This is a genomic window from Sulfitobacter sp. JL08 (genome assembly GCF_003352045.1).
GTDB lineage: Bacteria > Pseudomonadota > Alphaproteobacteria > Rhodobacterales > Rhodobacteraceae > JL08.
The window spans coordinates 3,025,392-3,042,006 of the sequence record NZ_CP025815.1 but is presented as its reverse complement, the minus strand read 5'-3'; the positions used below and the strand labels follow the sequence as shown (position 1 = coordinate 3,042,006).

Sequence of the window (16,615 nt, the reverse complement as noted above, 5' to 3'; positions counted from 1 at the left end):
CGCTCCGCCACTCAGGCAGATCGGACGCGACTCAACCGATTTAGGAAGTAGTGATCAAACAGATATCAATTCGATCCATTTTTCCACGCATCATGGGCAATCAGCGCAGCTTCGACCCGGTTTCGTGCCTGTAGTTTGCTAAGTATAACTGTCATGTAATGTTTGACCGTTTTTTCCTGAAGTCTTAGCACATCCGCAACTTCGCGATTGCTTTGGCCCGTGGCCACCAGCCGCAAAATCTCTTCTTCGCGTTTCGTGAGATCATCAAGCGGATTTTGGGTTTTCTGGTTTGGTGCCTGCATCATCTTAAGCACCTGTGCCGCAAGGCCCGGTGATACATGCGGATCACCCCGCGCGATCCCTCTCAGGACACGGCGCAACTCTTCTGCAGACACACCTTTAAGCAAATACCCTATGGCGCCCACCTGCAAGGCCCTGGCAACGTCTGTATCATCTTCAGATACGGTCAACATCGCGACATGGGTAGCCAGTTGGCCAGCAACGATTTCTTTGGCGGCCTCTATACCACCCCCGGGCATGGACAGATCCAACAAAGCCACGTCCGGAGTGTGTTTTCTGGCCAGAGCAACCGCCTCACCAGCAGACGCGCCAACTCCGAGGACTTCGAAATCGCCGGTCTCGGACAGAGTCGTGACCAAGCCATCGCGAAAAATCGGGTGATCGTCTGCAACAATCAACTTGATAGTCATGCGCTTTCCTCGTTTGGGATATGCAGCGTCAGGGTCGTGCCTAGTCCAATTTCGCTTACAATTTCCAGTTTGCCGCCGATGCTTTCAGATCTGTCCTTGAGGCCGTTCAGGCCCTGTCCACCTTCATCGTAGAGGCGCACGGCTTCGTTCATGTCAAAGCCACTTCCCTTATCCTTGACAGAAATCCTTAGGCCCTCGATTGAACTTTGGACGAACACTTGGGCCTGTTCGACTCCGCCATGTCGAAATGCATTGGAAAGCCCTTCTTGCAGGAACCGATAAACGCAGAGCTTATCGGCATAGCTCAACCACTTTAGTTCAGGCCCTTCAAAGGTGACATCAATAGAGTTGCCCGATTGAGTTTCCCGTTCGGTTACGGCCCGCTTTACAAGGCTTGGCATATCCAACTCGTCCAACTCTGGCAAAGCTAGCCCACGTGAAATTGCGCGGATTTCTTCAAGGGCACGATCAATGGATGATCTGACATCGTCGCGGGTGTTGGGCGCCGCATTCTCTTGAAACGCGGAATCCAGGCGCAATGCCGCGAATGACAGATGCTGTGCTGGCCCATCGTGCAAGTCAGAACCCACGCGACGAATGGTCTGTTCCAATTGTGCCGTTGCACGCTGGTTCGCAGTGATCGCGCGGCGCCGAAGGGCGTTCTTCTGGGCGACAAGCTGCTCGGACTCAGTTAGCCGTTTTTGCAACTCGCCACGCTGTCGTTCGATGGTTTGACCCCCAGCTTTTACGATGCCAATAAGCAGGAGGCCGCTGGCGATAAAAGCAGACCCTACGACGAACCATGTTGTGCGCCGGGCGTTCCGCAATTCTGCCTGAAGTCCATCGGCACGCTCGTAGAACTCTGCAACCGCAATGATTTCGCCACTAAAAACCTCATGTATGGGGCTGTAGACCTCCAGGAGGGGCACGCCGAGCATCGCTTCCGTTGCATCTTCCTCGTCGTTCAGATCTCCGAATGAAGCTGAAACATCTCCCATCCAAGCCGCTTGCAAGTCGTCGGACGGAGTAAACTTTTGTCCAACAAGGCTTGGGTCTGAGGAATGAACAATCAATCCTCCTTGTTTCCAGATTTTGTAAGACACGACACGTTCGCTTAACGCAGTGCTTGCAAACACTTCGATCATTGCTTGCTGTGCCGGTTCAGAAAGCGTTGTACCGGATGCTAATTCTTGCGTGAGAGGTGATATGAAACTCTCGACATAATTTGCGGCGAGGATCGCAAAGTTCTGTACGGCCGCGTGTTCGATCCGGCGGGATACCCATGACCCGACCAAGATCATCGCCACAACCATCACTGCGCCCCCCGCCAGAACAAACTGGCTTGGCAAGGTCAAACGCCTCCAATGTCGCGACATTGTCGATACTTTCATATAAAGCAATTTACCTAAAGTATGCTTCTTCGAAACGGACTTTCGTCTGATGTGAGCATACACTTTGATGGCTTTAGATGCTAAAGCGTCTGAATAACCGAGCGAACGAGGCCGACTGTCCTTCTTTGAACAATTCGAGACAGTTGAGCAGTTCTGCAATTTGAGGCTTTGGCTCATCTTTGATTGAATTTATGCGTTTTCGGTTAAGTGGCGCAAGCGCCGGTCGGGTAGGGGACAGAGCCCCGATTTACCCCATCGTATAACCGGACACTGAATTTGGTGAACTTTGCTACCGCTCAATCACAGATTTTAAGAACGCGATTGAAACCAAGGTTTAAGTCGAAGACTTTTGATGATGATAACCGGGTTGTGGACTCGGAAAGCCTAGCTTTGGAGCCGAAGAAAACACCGGACGGAGAAGACTTTGGTTCCTTCGGATTCAGTGTCCGCTATACCAAGCGTGATGGAACCGATGTTATTCCATTCGTCTTGGAAGGCATCTAGGCTATTCTGGACCGGAACAGCCTGTTGTTTTGAGGACAAAGATGCCGAAAATTCGGAGTTTTACGGCGCCGCAAGGCAAGATCATCTTTCAGCCCGGGCATTCGTGTCCCGGGTTTATTGTTTTGTCCAACGGCTCAATCAAAGTGACCTTGACTGGAGCAAGTGGTCGCGAAGTCGTTCTGTACAGGGTTCGGCCCGGGGAGGCTTGTCTGCAAACTCTGTCCTGCCTAAGGGCCGCGCTTCGTTCGCACCAGCGCCAGTGGATTGCAGCCCGAAATGCAAATTGCGAACAACTGTTTTCTTCAAGTATGGACTTCATGAGCACGCGTGATGCAGCATTATGCTTGTATGGCTACAACGAAGACAGAATTTACAGCCTGATAGACAACCCCCTTTTTATTCAAAGGTAGACTATGCAAGGGTCGGTCGGCTTCGTCCCGCATGTCGGTCACTCAAAAGAAGCATCGCGAAGGTCCGCTCTGACCAGCTTCGCCGTTTCGCAACATGACCGCTTTGGGGCTGTTTCCCGACTTCGGACATTCAAGCGGAGTGCAGCGAAATCGGACTTCGCTCACCGACTGTCTGGAGTGGGTCCCACAGTGAGTATGTTGCCGTTGCTCCAAACCAGCGCTTCATAGCAGACCTCTGCACCTGCGCCGCCACACCAACCACCATCGCGACCGATCAAGAGAATCCTATCAGGACCCCATTCGATGAGCCTCCAGCCCGTGGCCTGCCATGATCTGATGGTACCGTCCACTATCAGATTCAGCATGCAGCCGCCGGTGCCGCAGTAGAGCGATGCAGCAGAAGAGCAGGCATACTCGCTTTCATCAACAAGCTCGGCGACCACTGTGCCAAATTGCGAGCGAAGCTCTATCTCGGCCACCGCATCGCCCGCATCAAATTCACCGTTGTTCAACGAATGGCAGTCTGCGGCAGCGCGCTCGATCAACTCCTGAACCTCAGGCGACGCTGCAAATGCTGAAAAGGTGCCGAAGAGAACTGCGATCAAAGCGCCAATCAGTACTCGCATTGCGCCCATCTCCCCCAAAAAATTCCTCCGCCTTGATATTGAGGCAAGTCCGCCATTGCCGCAAGCCCAGCATCAGTTCAGGCTTGTCGGACCTTTGGATGGCGCGCCGTTTTCTCAACGGTCGGATTGCCCCGCTTACTGCAAGTTCGCGACCCGCGCGGCGAGGGTCGGATATTGCATATTTGCGTCTTGAGGTATGTGGCCGCTTTGACCTGCTTTGCAGTGCGGGTAGTCGGGGCGTAGCGGCCAGCACAGGGGAGGGCTATGAAAAAGAAATGCCGAGGGGGTTTCACACCGCACGGGGGTCAAGAAAAACCTAAAACGAGCACGGTTTCCAAACTGGAATATTTTATTCATCTTGGTAAAATAACGCATTCGCGCGCTGAGACGCGCAAAAGGAGACAACTGCGATGGTCGATCAAGCTGATGGCGTGAACAAGGTTGGAACGCTGGTGAAGCTGGCACGGAACGCGGAAAAGTTACATCAATGGCCGGACGAGATTGGGATCACACCAACCGAGCTTCCCGCTTTAAGTTTATTCCACAAAATGCAAGGTCAACGTGCGTTTTCCGACTGGTCCGCGATGGACATCGTCGAGCTTGCCCGTCTCGCGAAGATGACGGCCCTGTACGAACAGCAATGGGCCACTTACGTCGCGGAAGGGCCGATCATCATGGGAGGCCGCCGCAATACAACGCCGATCCAGAATCCTCGCGGTCGTGTTTGTACGGACCTGTCCGCTTCGATCAACACGCTGGCACGCCGCTTGAACCTTAACGGGCTGTCAACCAGCGAGAAGCGGTCCATGTCGAAGCGGTCGGAAGCTGAGAGCGAGATGAGGGCAACGCACGAGGGCAACAGCGCCGATGATTTGAGCCTGATCTAATGACCCGCCTCCGCCCACCAAAGCGCATCCAGGACGCCGCCAAGGCCGACGTGGACCGCGAGCGCGAACAGCGGCTTCTGGAGCAGCTTAAAAAGGAGCAGGCCCGACGTGTGGTACAACAGAACAACAGATCAGATTCTGGATGATATTGAGACCGGAGACTTACCGGTTAGCGAGCTTAACTCGCAAATGCTGACCGACCTTGTCGCCGTCCTCGAAGCGCGTCTGGCCGATGTGCATTTCGATTCCGCCATCAACCTGATCGGCGCGATCACCCGCATCAAACTCCGCCGCGGGGATATTGCCGACGCGAAACAACTCCTCGCGGATTTCGGCTTTAATGTCGACGTGTAGCTCTCAGATATACAACAATAATTTTACTAGACTCGACTCGCTCCGCGCGCCATCTTTGCCGTGTCCGATGATCGCCGACTGGCAGACCGCACCTGCCGACGGGCCGAAGACTCGGACGCCCAACATACACTCAGCGGCAAATGCCCTGCAGGACAAGGATGCGATTATGATCGCCAGAAAACCACCCAGCCGAACGCTGACGTTTGGCAAATCCACATTCACCCTCAATCCCCGCGTCTGTCTTGCCCTGTCAAAACAGGCCGTTTCCAACGCCCGCAAGCTGGCCCGCACCATCAAGGACAGCGACGATCCGCTTGCCGATCTGGAAGCTGGTCACGTCGAGCTTGATTTGTTGCTGGCTCTCCCCGACGCCCTAGACGCGTTTGCAAAGGATATGTCCGCCGCCGCCGATGTGCTGGCGGGGGAACAGATCGAAGGCACACCGGGCGAATTGACGGATTTGGCGCTAACCGTGAAAGCGCAAACAGACGGTCTCAGAGCCGCAGCACCGGACATCGACATCGTTGACACGCAGACGGTCCAAGATGGCCTGCGCGCAGCAGCCAAAGCCCTCAACGAGGCGTCGGGCACCGTGACCACCCGCATCGGTCAGGTCGACCGTGATCTGCGCCTCGCAACGGGCCTTGCGATGACGGAAAAGCACCTTGATCCGCTCGAAGTTATGGAAAAGTACGAGGTGCCGAAACACTGGCCCGAGTTCGAACCAGTTACCCCTGAAATCGAACACCCTGCCGACATCATGACCCGCCTTGACCCGACCTATCGCAAAGAGGTTCGCGCTTGGGCAGAGGAGCAGGTTCTTGAGCAGATGCGCAAGCATGCTCGTCTGTGTTTACACAACGACGGAAAAGCTGTTGAAGGCGAGCGCGAACGCAAGGCCAGTATCCGCCGCAAGGCACTTCAGAAACAAGCAGCGGAGGTCTGGGCCAATGTCTGATCCGACAGAAGACTGGAAAACTTTCATCACGAAACGCGCTGAGAAAATCGCGGTGGCGAACGATCAGGTTATCCTTGACAGTTTAGGCCGTATTCTGGGCGAGGAGCGCAACCTGACAAATTCTCAGATCAAGGATGTCGGGAACCGCATTGACCAGATCAACGGTGTGGAGATCATCAAATCCGCCGCCGCGTCCATTATTCTGGGCAATGTCGGCGCACTGCAATCTGTTGTGGATGAGGTAACCCTGAAGCGCTCGGTGTTGGCCACCGATGAGAAGGACGCGATCCCGCTGATCCGCAAGGTGCTAGGATGACCCGCCGCATCGGAGATCACGAACTTTATCACGCCCTCGGCGCAGCATGTGCCGCCGTGCAGCGTGGTTTGGATGTAGCGACCTATGATGCTGCGATTTTGCACGCGTCGGCCACCTCAGAGGCAGGTGAATGTGCTGTCGAACTACCGGACTTTGATCAGGCCCGCAGCGTGATGCAACTGGCCGCATATGGCCCCTGCGCCGCCTATGAGGGTGATGTGATCGAACTGGCGCGCAAAGGGAAGCCGGAAGATTTCCGCAAGGCGGGTGATCTGTCCGATCGCGATCTTGAATTGGGTGTGGATGTGCAGGCCACCGACGTGGCCGTCAACATTCTTGCCACTCAGCATCTGGTCAAGCGTCTGAAGGTATCCGGATTTGCAAAGCTATCGAAGACCCTGCGTGATGTGGGGAACCAGAATGTCGAACCGCTTATGTTGTCGGACTTCGTCCCGCGCTCTGCAGCCCTTGCTGCTGTCCGCGTGGCCCGCAAACGGTTGGATGATTACATGGACCCGCCGGTCGAGCGCGCCGAGGCGCACAAAATGCGTGTGAAAGACCTGATCGGGAGGAAGCTGCGATGAAGGATATCACGGCAACCGCCATTGACCTGATCAAACATGAATATCTCCACCTGATCGCAGACATGTCACTGGCGCGGGTGTTCGGTCATCCTGTCCCTGACGATGACACACGCGCCGGATTTTGCGTGTGCGGTAACAACGGTGAGGCGCAATGTATCGGCGGCTCGGAGGACGGTATCGGCTGCGTCTCGGTCGTGGTCGCCGAGGCCGCTCGGAGAGGTGGGACGACGACGGACCTGTTGGTCAATACGATGGTCAGCGAAGAGGACGTGCTTGCCGTCATGCGCTGGAAAGCGGACGCCGATTCAAAGGTAAAAGTCGCCGCTGCAACCGCCATCGGAATGTGGATGCACGCGCAGGACATCTGGTCCAAAATGAACTACCCCGTCAATGTTGCGCGCGGTACTATGATGGTGGATGCCCCGGCATTATACGAGGCGGTTATGCACGCCCCGTCGATTGTCACGCTGGCTCGACAATTGCCGCATGCCGCGTTTGTGGAAGCTATAGCCGACGAGTCCCTTGCGATTGGCACCCTTCCGGACGTTGAAATGGTCGGGATACCGCACGCCGACTGGCCGTATAGGGTACAGGACGTGGTTTTCCAATGACCAGCACCATCAAACCACTGCGTGCCAAGACCGCGCTTGCCGAGCTGGAACGCCGCTTGGCCGAGGCCAAGGCCGCCGGACTGGTGCGCGCCGCTGCAGCTCTGCGCGCAGAAATGCGGCGGATAAAGTGAGATGGACGCCGAGGACTTTGCAGACGAGATCGAGACGCTGACGGGCCGTGAAGTGTCTTGCGCGGGGTCAAATGATCACGCCACCGCATGCATGCAGTTCGACCACGATACAAAGACAGGTGGCCGTCGCTGGCCGTTCGGTCTTGTGGTGAAGCGTGTGGATGATGATGCCCCTGAGTTTTACGTTTGCACCGTTCCCGCCGTCGTGGCGCGCGACAAGACGATCCTGACGCGTGACCTGATGTCAATGGTTCAGCATGCGGTCGATGTCCGCCTCATCTTCGCCAGCCTCCGCCAGATGCGTGGCAAACGACCGTCTGATGTCGTGCAGGCGGTAGGAGAGAGGCACACCGGCCTTGCGGAACCAGCGCCGCTTGAAATGGGCTGTGGTGGCCATGTTGAACCCGTGGCAGTGAAAGGTCGCCAAGGTCAGACCACGCGTCCCAAGCGTCACGATATGGGGCGTTCCGGTTTTGCTGGTTGGCAGGTGCATGTCACCTTGATGCAGCCGCTCGTGGTGGAAGTTCATCACATCGCCGTGCCGCTGCCCCGTGAGGATCAGCAACCGCCCGTAGGTGGCCCATGGCTCGTCCATGCGCCCCGCATGGTGGTAGAGGGTCCGCAGCAGCCGCACGGAGAGCACGTCGTCGCGTGACGTCTCTTTGCCAGCCAACAAGGTCGGGTGCAGCGTGGTGTAGCCGTAGGCGCGCCCCCACTTCCAGAAATGGGTCACAGCCGCCCGGTATCGGTTCCGGGTGCCGCCCTTCCATCGGCCCAACACGTTGCTCAGTGTCACGTTGTCGATCTCGTGCATCTGTCGATGTGAAAACGGCGCAACGATTCGGGCCAGTTGGGTGTAGCGTTCGGACCCCGTCCGCAGCCCCGTAAGGTGATCTTCTCTGTATGCCTCAAGGGCCAAATCAACGCGCACAGTCGTGCCTCCAAAATCCGTGGACACCTGTGTGTCCGGTTTTGTTTCGTTGATTCTTTGTTTGTCTTCCAACGGCTTAGCAGCCGAATGCAACTTGGAGGCGAGTACCGGAATCGAACCGGTGTACACGGATTTGCAATCCGCTGCGTCACCACTCCGCCAACTCGCCTGAGATCGCTGTGGTTTCGCCGGATTAGCCGATCTGTTGCAGGGCCGCAAGTCAGTAGCTGCGTTTTGCCACGACGTGCGTTGCGAACCGTTGCTGTGCCGAACAAGATGTGCGACACCTGACCCACCAGATTCCGAACGATTGAGTTTAGATTATGCCAGATTATGCCGCACGACGCACGATGATGGTGGACACGCAAGTGCGCCCTTCGGACGTGACCAAGTTCCCGATCATTGACGCCATGCTGGCCGTTCCGCGCGAAAAATTCGTGCCGGCGAACAAGCGCGAGGCCGCCTATATGGGCGAAAACATCGATCTGGGGGGCGGGGCGGTTCTGATGGAACCCAGAACGCTGGCGAAAATGCTGGATGCGCTTGATATTTCCGGAAACGAACTGGTTTTGGATATCGGCTGCGGCTACGGCTATTCATCAGCCGTAATTGCGCGGATGGCCGAGGCCGTTGTCGCGGTTGACAGTGACGACGAACGTGCGGCGGATACGCAGACAACGCTGACGGAAATGGGCGCGGACAATGTGATCGTACAGGCCGGTGTGCTGGCCGAGGGCGCGCCGGAACACGGCCCCTATGATGCCATCACCGTGCAGGGCGGGGTCGAGCAGGTACCGCAAGCCATTCTGGATCAGCTGAAAGAGGGCGGTCGCATCGCCTGTCTGTTCATGGATGGGGCGCTGGGTGTGGTGCGCATCGGCTACAAGATTGACGGAGACGTAAACTGGCGGTTTTCCTTTAACGCGGCGGCACCGGTTCTGGCCGGGTTCGAGCGCGAAACTGTCTTTTCTCTTTAGCGCGGTGTAGCGTTGCATTGCAGGTTGAAGGTCGACGCAAACCAAAGACAATCCTGAAGGGGTTTGACATACCATGGTGAATGCATTCCGCAGCAAAATCAGGAATTTATGCGTGAAAGGCATCTTTGCGCTGGTCGCAGTTTTGATGGTTCTGGGGGGCGCGCCTGGCAAGGGCAGGGCAGAGACACTGGCCGATGCGCTGATCGGCGCCTACACGCACAGCGGATTGCTGGATCAGAACAGAGCTTTGCTGCGCGCTGCGGATGAGGATGTTGCCCGCGCGGTATCTGCCTTGCGCCCGATCATCAGTTGGAGCGCGGCAATCGAAAACGGATCGGTTTACGGGCGCAGTACCCTGACACCCACGATCACCGACAGAAATTCGACCAATCTGTTGCTGGGACTGAACGCAGAAATCTTGCTGTATGATGGTGGCAGCAGCAAACTTGCGGTCGAGGCGGCAAAGGAAACATTGCTTGCGACCCGCTATAATCTGGTCGCGATCGAGCAGGATGTGTTTTTGCGGACAGTGTCCGCCTTTTTTACCGTAATCAGCGCGGCAGAGTTCGTCGCCTTGCGGCAAAACAACGTGCGGCTTATTTCGGAACAACTGCGCGCCGCACAGGACCGGTTTGAAGTGGGTGAAGTGACGCGTACGGACGTGGCGCAGGCAGAATCGCGTTTGGCGGCGGGCCGGTCGGGGCTGGCGGTGGCGCAAGGCGATTATTTTATCGCGGTTGAAGAATACAAGAACGTCGTCGGGCGGGCACCGGGCAATCTGGTTGCGCCGGGGCGGTTGCCAAGCATACCGGGCAACATCGACAGCGCCAAGAACCAGGCGGTGCGCGGGCATCCGTTCATGTTGCAGGTCCAGCGCGAAGTGGCCGCAGCAGAACTGAATATCCTGCGGGCTAAATCGGATATCCGCCCCCGTATCACTCTGGACGGGCGGATCGCGTCGGATGACAAGCTGGGATCCAGCAATTTCGGCCAGTCGGCATCGGTCGGGCTGCGGATGAATCAGGTGATTTACGGAGGCGGTGCTTTGTCGGCCAGTGTGCGGCAGGCGATCGCATTCCGCGATGCGGCGCGGGGCAATCTGCACCGTGTGCGCCATGATCTTCAGCAGAACGTGGGCAACGCTGTTGCGCGGCTGGCTGTGGCGCGGGCTGCGCTGGAATCATCGGAACAACAGATCGTTGCGGCCCGAATCGCATTTGATGGCATCCGGGAGGAAGCGGCACTGGGCGCGCGGACAACGCTGGATGTGCTGGACGCGGAACAAGAGCTTCTGGATGCGCAGGCAACGCGGATTTCGGCGCAGGCACAACAGTATATCGCGGCTTATGCGGTGCTGTCTTCGATCGGAACGCTGACTGCGGACGGGCTGAACCTGGCGGTACAGCGTTATGATCCGGCGGCGTATTACGATCTGGTAAAGGACGCGCCGACCGCGTCCAGCCGTCAGGGCAAGCAGCTGGACAAAGTGCTAAAGTCGCTGGGGAAAGAATAACAATTTTCTCTATCTGTTGTGAGACTTAAATCCAGCCGTTAGTATTGTTCAAAAGCGATTGTGGAAGTGAGTGTATGCCAGACCCAGTAAACCGCGCCGAAGTTGAGGACGTTTTGTCTTCGATACGCCGTCTTGTATCGAGTGATGTTCGCCCCAAAGAGGTGGCGGCCGGCACTGGGCCGGATACAGCGCCGGGCCGGTTGGTTCTCACGCCTGCGCTGCGGGTGCAGGATGACGACGAAACCAAATGGGCCGAAACGCATCCCGAACCGGACGAGGCCGAAGCGATTGCCGACGCGCCTGATGCGCAGGACGCATCCGGCCTGACAGAGGACACGCACGACGAAACGGCAGGGCAAGCCGCGCCCGCGCAAGCGGGTGAAGCGCCGCAGGCCGATTCGCAGAATAGCAACCGGAACGCAGGGTATTCGGCGCAGGCCGGCGGGTCGGCAAGCAGTTCGTATTTCTTTCTGAACCATTTGCGCAAAGAGGCGCGTCAAACTGCGCCAGATCAGGAATGCGCAAAGGACAACCGCCCGACCGAAGACGATGCGCCTGAAGATGAAGGGGCGCAAGCAGCTGAAAACACAGTGGAACAGCGCGTGGAAGATCACGATACACAGTGGGACCAGCCCGAAGCTGTGTCAGAAGATCAGTATGCGGACAGCGACGAAACGCCCGATCCGGAACAGGACGAGACGGCCGAGAGCCTGTTTGACAAGACCGAAGACGTGGCACCCGATGCACCTTTGGTATTCCGCCGTGCCTCGACCAAGGAATTGACGGAAAAAATTGCCGCACTGGAAGAAGTTATCGCCAAGACCCCGGACCAGTGGGAACCGGATGACACCGGCAAGGACGATTATTCCGGCACCGAAGTCGAGGCGATGGAGTGGGAAGATCACGAAGATCAGACCCCGCCGGAAGCGGCCGCAGCGGACACCACAACGGTTTTGCATGACATCGATGCCGATCAATCGGGCAACGTTGAACCTGCATTTGAAGCGCAAGACCCGCAAGCAGAGCAGGACGAGGATGTATTTGTGGCGCAACCGCAATTCCGCCATCGGGGCGATCCGATCGACTTTGAACAGGTTGATGAGGGTGATGCGGTTCTGGACGAAGAATCCCTGCGGGAACTTGTCAGTGATATCGTGCGTCAGGAGTTGCAGGGCAGGCTGGGTGAACGGATTACCCGCAATGTGCGTAAACTGGTGCGGCGCGAAATCCAGCGTGCCTTGGCCGAACTGGATCTGGACTGAACACCGGCCCGGTTAACGGGGCTGCGGCCTGACCTCTGTTGCCAGAGCAAACAGTGCATCAATATCCATGTGGCGTTCAAGATGCTGGGCCAAAGCGTCCAGCGCGGTTTCGACCGTCTGATCATAGCTGTGATCCGACGCGACTCCGTGATTTGCAAGAAAAGCAGCACGAAACCTGTCGGATGCGAACAACCCGTGCACATAGCAGCCGCGGACAAGGGCGTTGGCACTGGCGGCCCCTGCGGGTTGGCCGCTGATCGTCAGCCAGGGGCGCGCGCAATCGGGGCCGGTGGTCTTGCCCATGTGAATTTCGTAGCCTTCGACAGGGGCGCCGCTGTGGTAGTCATGGCCGGAAACCTGCGTGACCTGTTTGTGCGGTTCCAGAACGGTGTGCACATTGAGATGCCCCAACCCCTCTACCGTTTCCGGCGGCCCTTCGATGCCCAGCGGATCTGAAAGGGTTTGCCCCAACATCTGATAACCGCCGCAAATGCCCATAACCTGCCCGCCACGGCGGATATGGGCGGCCAGATCAACATCCCACCCGGCACTGCGAAACGCGGCCAGATCGGCCAGTGTGGCCTTGCTTCCGGGGATCAGAACCAGATCGGCATCCCCGGGCAGGGCCGTGCCGGGTTCGATAAAGGCAACGCTGACACCGGGTTCCTGTGACAGGGGATCGAGATCGTCGAAATTTGCGATGCGGGGCAGGCGGGGCACGGCGATCCTGAAATCGCCACCGGATTTGGAGGCGATGTCCATCACGTCTTCGGCGGGCAGGTGCGCGGCACCGTCAAACCATGGGATGACACCAAGACAAGGCCAGCCGGTTCGCGCAATGATATCGCTTAGCCCGTCATCAAAAAGGCGAACATCACCACGAAACTTGTTGACCCCAAACGCTTTTATCTGTTTCAGGTCGGCGATATCCAGTACCGCCGAAGTGCCGACAATCTGCGCGATGACACCGCCTCGATCAATATCACCGAACAGGACAACAGGTACGTCTGCAGCCGTGGCAAAGCCCATATTGGCAATGTCGCCGGCACGCAAATTGGTTTCAGACGGGCTGCCGGCGCCTTCGATCAGGACAAGATCACAGGCTTGTGCAAGGCGGTAAAAACTGTCCAGTACATCGGGCAGCAGGTTGTGTTTGTGCTGGCCGTAGTTCTTGGCCAACTGCATCCCGCGCACCTTGCCCTGTACGATGACCTGCGCGCCTGTCGTGCTTTGCGGTTTCAAAAGAACGGGGTTCATATCGATGTGCGGGGCAACACAGGCCGCACGCGCCTGCAGTGCCTGCGCGCGCCCGATTTCGCCGCCATCCGGTGTGACAGCGGCGTTGTTGGACATGTTTTGCGGTTTGAACGGACGCACGGACAGGCCGCGGCGCACAAAGGCGCGCGCAAGGCCCGCCACGATCATGGACTTGCCGACATTGGTGCCGGTGCCTTGGATCATTATGCATCGCGCCATTGTGGCCCTTTCGGTGTGCCACCAAAAAACGCGCCCCAAAGGCGCGTTCCAGGTCGTCTTGAACTGACGTGGTCGCTTAGGCGGCTTCGGCCTGCTGGGCAGCGTTGCGGCGTTCGCTTTCTTCGCGCGACAGGGCGACAGACGTACGCACGCCCTTGCCGACGAAATCCATCAGCCCGGTCACGACACGTTCGTTCGGGTCGATGCCCGCGCACGACAGCACCTCGCGCCCGTCACGGGAACGGGCCCAGCGGGCGATCTGTTCAGGACCATTGCCATACTTCTTGTCGTCGGCGATGGCGTCGTCCAGTGCAGCCAATACGACAGCTGCGAATAGTTTGCGTGCACGGTTGCCTTGCTCGTTATTAAAGGCTGTGCCGTCAACGAAATCTTTCATCTCGTCATCCTTGTTTTTCTTGCTCTTGCATTTTCGGCGTGGCGTTTCTTATGAAGCATTAGTTTCGATTCGGATACCCCGTAAACGCATAACACCTATGCGCTTGTCGCATGGCTTTCTGCATATGCAGCACGAGATATGGTTGTCTTGCCAGCCTCTATCCCGCCAGATATAGGTGCGATCAACTTTTCATCAACCTTTTGCCATGGTTTCTGCACATGCCTAAAATTAACGGAAACGAAATCCGCCCAGGGAATATACTGGAGCACAATGGTGGTCTGTGGGCCGCTGTGAAAGTCGATCACGTCAAACCCGGAAAGGGCGGCGCGTTTGCGCAGGTGGAAATGAAGAACCTGCGAAACGGATCGAAACTGAACGAAAGATTCCGCTCTGCCGACAAGGTGGAACGGGTGCGTCTGGAACAAAAAGACCAGCAATTTCTGTATGAAAACGATGGGATGCTGGTTTTCATGGATGCGGAAACCTATGAACAGGTCGAAGTTCCCGCTGATATTCTGGGGGAACGCCGTCCGTTCCTTCAGGACGGTATGACCGTTGTGGTCGAGTTTCATGAAAGCGAGGCGCTGAGCGCGTCGCTGCCACAAAAAGTGGTGTGCAAGATTGTCGAGACTGAACCGGTGGTCAAAGGCCAGACTGCGGCAAATTCGTTCAAGCCTGCGATCCTTGATAACGGTGTAAAGATCATGGTTCCGCCCTTTGTCGGTCAGGACGAAGACGTGGTGGTGAACACCGAAACGATGGAATATTCTGAACGCGCGTGACGTGACGTCATTTTCAAAAGGCGGCCTTGGGGGCCGCCTTTTTTTGTCGGAACTGCTGCGAATCCTAGATCACGCGGTCCAGTTTTGTTGCCAGATGGATCAGGCTTTCCGAACTGCGCACGCCGCGCGCCTCGCCGATGCGGTCCAGCGTGGCGTCCAGTTCTTCGGTTGATCCGGCGGAAATCTGTACCATCAGATCAAAGCGCCCCGCCGTGGTGTGCACCACTTCGACGCCTGACAGCGATCGCAGCCGGTCCAGAACGGCGGGGCCACTGCGCGGTTCGATGCTGACAAGGGCCGTCGCGCGTAGGCGCGGGCGCAGATGCCCGCCTGTGCGCAGCGTATAGCCCAAAATCGTACCAGTCTTTTCCAGACGTTCGATCCGCGCCTGCACTGTGGTGCGTGCCAGCCCCAGACGCGCGGCCAGTGTGCTGACAGGCAGGCGCGCGTTTTCACGCAACAGGCGCAGCAATTTCGTATCCGTTTCGTCGATTTGCATCAATTAGCCTTCGATATGCCGATCAATGACTCTGAATTAACATAAGTGATACGTTGAATCGACAATGAAACAGAAGAAACTGGAAAAAAACAGACGAGGTTAAAGATGCAGCAGAACCCGACACTTTGGCGCGATCCGGCCACACATCTGGCGCGCGAACAGCCGGACCAGCCGGTTTTGTATTTTGATCCGGCATTGTTGCAGGCAACGGCGCGCCAGTTTCAGGGCGGCTTTGACGGGTTGGTGACCTATGCGGTCAAGGCCAATGACAGTGCTGTTGTGCTGGACAATCTGGTGGCTGCCGGACTGACCGCTTTTGATGTCGCATCGCCTGCTGAAATGGCGGCCGTGCGCCGTGCTCTGCCAAGTGCCACACTGCATTACAATAACCCTGTCCGGTCGGCTGCAGAGATCACTGCGGGTATCGCCGCCGGTGTGGCCAGCTGGTCTGTCGATGACATGGGCGAATTACGCAAGTTGCATGCGGTGCCGCGTGACTGCGAGGTTGCAGTGCGCTTTGCCTTGCCCGTGTCGGGTGCGGCCTATGATTTCGGTGCCAAATTCGGGGCAACGCCCGAACGCGCGGTGGAATTGCTGCGCGCCGTTGCCGAAATGGGCTTTGCGCCGTCCCTGTGCTTTCATCCGGGCACCCAGTGCGAAGATCCGAATGTCTGGGCGGTCTATATCCGTGCGGCTGCGGAGATCACGAAAACGGCAGGTGTGACAACCGGGCGCCTGAATGTGGGGGGCGGGTTTGCCGCGCACCGCGGGCCGGTTGTGCCCGATCTGGATGCTGTTTTCCATGCTATTGACGGTGCTGTCACCGATGCTTTTGGCGCGCAGCGCCCTGATCTGCTGTGTGAACCGGGCCGCGCGATGGTGGCCGAGGCGTTTTCGCTGGCTGCGCGGGTCAAGGCCGTGCGCGCCCCCGATCAGCTGTTTCTGAACGATGGTATCTATGGTGGGCTGGCCGATCTGCGCGACATGGCGCTGTCGCATCGTGTGCGTGTTTATGCGCCGGATGGACAGTTGCGGGAGGCTGCGCCGCGCCCGCGCGTGGTATTCGGACCAACCTGTGACAGTCTGGATCGGTTGCCCGACGGGTTGCCGCTGCCGGATGACCTGCAGGCGGGCGATTATGTTCTGTTTGACGCCATGGGCGCCTATTCGATCGCGATGAGCACTGCGTTCAACGGCTATGGCCTGCGCGATGTGATCAGTACACAAAGCCTGCGCTGATCTGCGCGCCATCTGCTGGACACTGGCGCACTTGGGGCTAGTGTCCGGACGAGCGCA

General features: G+C 57.5%; 20 protein-coding genes and 1 tRNA gene. 13 read left to right on the top strand and 8 right to left on the bottom strand.

Going from position 1 to position 16,615, the window contains the following annotated elements:
• Nucleotides 1-65: 65 nt before the first annotated feature.
• Both C1J05_RS14985 and C1J05_RS14980 read right to left on the bottom strand, forming a co-directional pair.
• The gene (locus C1J05_RS14985) at nt 66-710 is read right to left on the bottom strand and encodes a response regulator (protein ID WP_114870954.1); all 645 of its coding nucleotides are present in this window, start codon (nt 708-710) and stop codon (nt 66-68) included.
• The gene (locus tag C1J05_RS14980) at nt 707-2,278 is read right to left on the bottom strand and encodes a sensor histidine kinase (protein ID WP_114870953.1); all 1,572 of its coding nucleotides are present in this window, start codon (nt 2,276-2,278) and stop codon (nt 707-709) included. Before C1J05_RS14980 ends, C1J05_RS14985 begins: the two co-directional genes overlap by 4 nt.
• Nucleotides 2,279-2,646: 368 nt before the next feature.
• Between C1J05_RS14980 and C1J05_RS14975 the strand changes: the two genes are divergently transcribed.
• A complete protein-coding gene (locus tag C1J05_RS14975) occupies nt 2,647-3,015 on the top strand; it encodes a cyclic nucleotide-binding domain-containing protein (RefSeq protein WP_114870952.1) in 369 nt (122 codons plus the stop codon).
• Between the two features lie 161 nt (nt 3,016-3,176).
• On the opposite strand, the gene C1J05_RS14970 is transcribed toward C1J05_RS14975, so the two are convergent.
• On the bottom strand, nt 3,177-3,641 hold the full coding sequence (locus C1J05_RS14970) for a hypothetical protein (protein ID WP_162798100.1): 465 nt from the start codon (nt 3,639-3,641) through the stop codon (nt 3,177-3,179).
• 410 nt (nt 3,642-4,051) lie between these two features.
• On the opposite strand from C1J05_RS14970, the gene C1J05_RS14965 reads away from it, so the two are divergent.
• From C1J05_RS14965 to C1J05_RS22020, 7 genes are all read left to right on the top strand, one after another.
• The gene (locus C1J05_RS14965; protein ID WP_114870950.1) at nt 4,052-4,528 is read left to right on the top strand and encodes a hypothetical protein; all 477 of its coding nucleotides are present in this window, start codon (nt 4,052-4,054) and stop codon (nt 4,526-4,528) included.
• A 108-nt stretch (nt 4,529-4,636) separates the two neighbouring features.
• Nucleotides 4,637-4,882, top strand: coding sequence for a hypothetical protein (locus C1J05_RS21565; RefSeq protein ID WP_162798099.1), 246 nt, complete (start codon nt 4,637-4,639; stop codon nt 4,880-4,882).
• Nucleotides 4,883-5,048: 166 nt separating this feature from the next.
• Nucleotides 5,049-5,840 carry a hypothetical protein gene (locus C1J05_RS14960; RefSeq protein ID WP_162798098.1) on the top strand — a complete coding sequence of 264 codons (792 nt, stop codon included), beginning with the start codon at nt 5,049-5,051 and terminating at the stop codon, nt 5,838-5,840.
• On the top strand, nt 5,833-6,156 hold the full coding sequence (locus C1J05_RS14955) for a hypothetical protein (protein WP_114870948.1): 324 nt from the start codon (nt 5,833-5,835) through the stop codon (nt 6,154-6,156). Before C1J05_RS14960 ends, C1J05_RS14955 begins: the two co-directional genes overlap by 8 nt.
• Entirely contained in the window at nt 6,153-6,740 is a 588-nt protein-coding gene (locus tag C1J05_RS14950; protein ID WP_114870947.1) for a hypothetical protein, read from the top strand. The genes C1J05_RS14955 and C1J05_RS14950 overlap by 4 nt, the downstream gene beginning before the upstream one ends.
• On the top strand, nt 6,737-7,351 hold the full coding sequence (locus C1J05_RS14945; RefSeq protein WP_114870946.1) for a hypothetical protein: 615 nt from the start codon (nt 6,737-6,739) through the stop codon (nt 7,349-7,351). Before C1J05_RS14950 ends, C1J05_RS14945 begins: the two co-directional genes overlap by 4 nt.
• Nucleotides 7,348-7,482 carry a hypothetical protein gene (locus tag C1J05_RS22020; RefSeq protein WP_302622778.1) on the top strand — a complete coding sequence of 45 codons (135 nt, stop codon included), beginning with the start codon at nt 7,348-7,350 and terminating at the stop codon, nt 7,480-7,482. The genes C1J05_RS14945 and C1J05_RS22020 overlap by 4 nt, the downstream gene beginning before the upstream one ends.
• Nucleotides 7,483-7,726: 244 nt before the next feature.
• On the opposite strand, the gene C1J05_RS14940 is transcribed toward C1J05_RS22020, so the two are convergent.
• Together C1J05_RS14940 and C1J05_RS14935 are read right to left on the bottom strand one after the other, a co-directional pair.
• Nucleotides 7,727-8,542 (bottom strand): tyrosine-type recombinase/integrase, encoded by an 816-nt coding sequence (locus C1J05_RS14940; RefSeq protein WP_114870945.1) that lies wholly within the window; start codon nt 8,540-8,542, stop codon nt 7,727-7,729.
• Nucleotides 8,509-8,582, bottom strand: a tRNA-Cys gene (locus C1J05_RS14935). The genes C1J05_RS14940 and C1J05_RS14935 overlap by 34 nt, the downstream gene beginning before the upstream one ends.
• Nucleotides 8,583-8,736: 154 nt before the next feature.
• Here C1J05_RS14935 and C1J05_RS14930 point away from each other — a divergent pair.
• The 3 genes from C1J05_RS14930 (at nt 8,737) to C1J05_RS14920 (ending at nt 12,165) form a co-directional block, all read left to right on the top strand.
• Nucleotides 8,737-9,390, top strand: a complete 654-nt coding sequence (locus tag C1J05_RS14930) for a protein-L-isoaspartate O-methyltransferase family protein (protein WP_114870944.1) — start codon at nt 8,737-8,739, stop codon at nt 9,388-9,390.
• 112 nt (nt 9,391-9,502) lie between these two features.
• The gene (locus C1J05_RS14925; protein ID WP_254684613.1) at nt 9,503-10,903 is read left to right on the top strand and encodes a TolC family outer membrane protein; all 1,401 of its coding nucleotides are present in this window, start codon (nt 9,503-9,505) and stop codon (nt 10,901-10,903) included.
• Nucleotides 10,904-10,977: 74 nt separating this feature from the next.
• Complete coding sequence (locus C1J05_RS14920; protein ID WP_114870942.1) at nt 10,978-12,165, top strand: hypothetical protein; 1,188 nt, start codon at nt 10,978-10,980, stop codon at nt 12,163-12,165.
• Between the two features lie 12 nt (nt 12,166-12,177).
• On the opposite strand, the gene C1J05_RS14915 is transcribed toward C1J05_RS14920, so the two are convergent.
• Together C1J05_RS14915 and C1J05_RS14910 are read right to left on the bottom strand one after the other, a co-directional pair.
• Nucleotides 12,178-13,641: a cobyric acid synthase gene (locus C1J05_RS14915; RefSeq protein WP_114870941.1), complete on the bottom strand. Its 1,464-nt coding sequence runs from the start codon at nt 13,639-13,641 to the stop codon at nt 12,178-12,180.
• 76 nt (nt 13,642-13,717) lie between these two features.
• Nucleotides 13,718-14,038 carry a DUF6280 family protein gene (locus tag C1J05_RS14910; RefSeq protein ID WP_008228933.1) on the bottom strand — a complete coding sequence of 107 codons (321 nt, stop codon included), beginning with the start codon at nt 14,036-14,038 and terminating at the stop codon, nt 13,718-13,720.
• A gap of 218 nt (nt 14,039-14,256) precedes the next feature.
• Between C1J05_RS14910 and efp the strand changes: the two genes are divergently transcribed.
• Nucleotides 14,257-14,820 (top strand): elongation factor P, encoded by a 564-nt coding sequence (gene efp / locus C1J05_RS14905; protein WP_114870940.1) that lies wholly within the window; start codon nt 14,257-14,259, stop codon nt 14,818-14,820.
• A gap of 64 nt (nt 14,821-14,884) precedes the next feature.
• Here efp and C1J05_RS14900 read toward each other — a convergent pair whose 3' ends face one another.
• The gene (locus tag C1J05_RS14900) at nt 14,885-15,319 is read right to left on the bottom strand and encodes an Lrp/AsnC family transcriptional regulator (RefSeq protein WP_114870939.1); all 435 of its coding nucleotides are present in this window, start codon (nt 15,317-15,319) and stop codon (nt 14,885-14,887) included.
• Nucleotides 15,320-15,424: 105 nt separating this feature from the next.
• Between C1J05_RS14900 and C1J05_RS14895 the strand changes: the two genes are divergently transcribed.
• A complete protein-coding gene (locus C1J05_RS14895) occupies nt 15,425-16,558 on the top strand; it encodes a type III PLP-dependent enzyme (protein WP_114870938.1) in 1,134 nt (377 codons plus the stop codon).
• Nucleotides 16,559-16,615 lie beyond the last annotated feature (57 nt).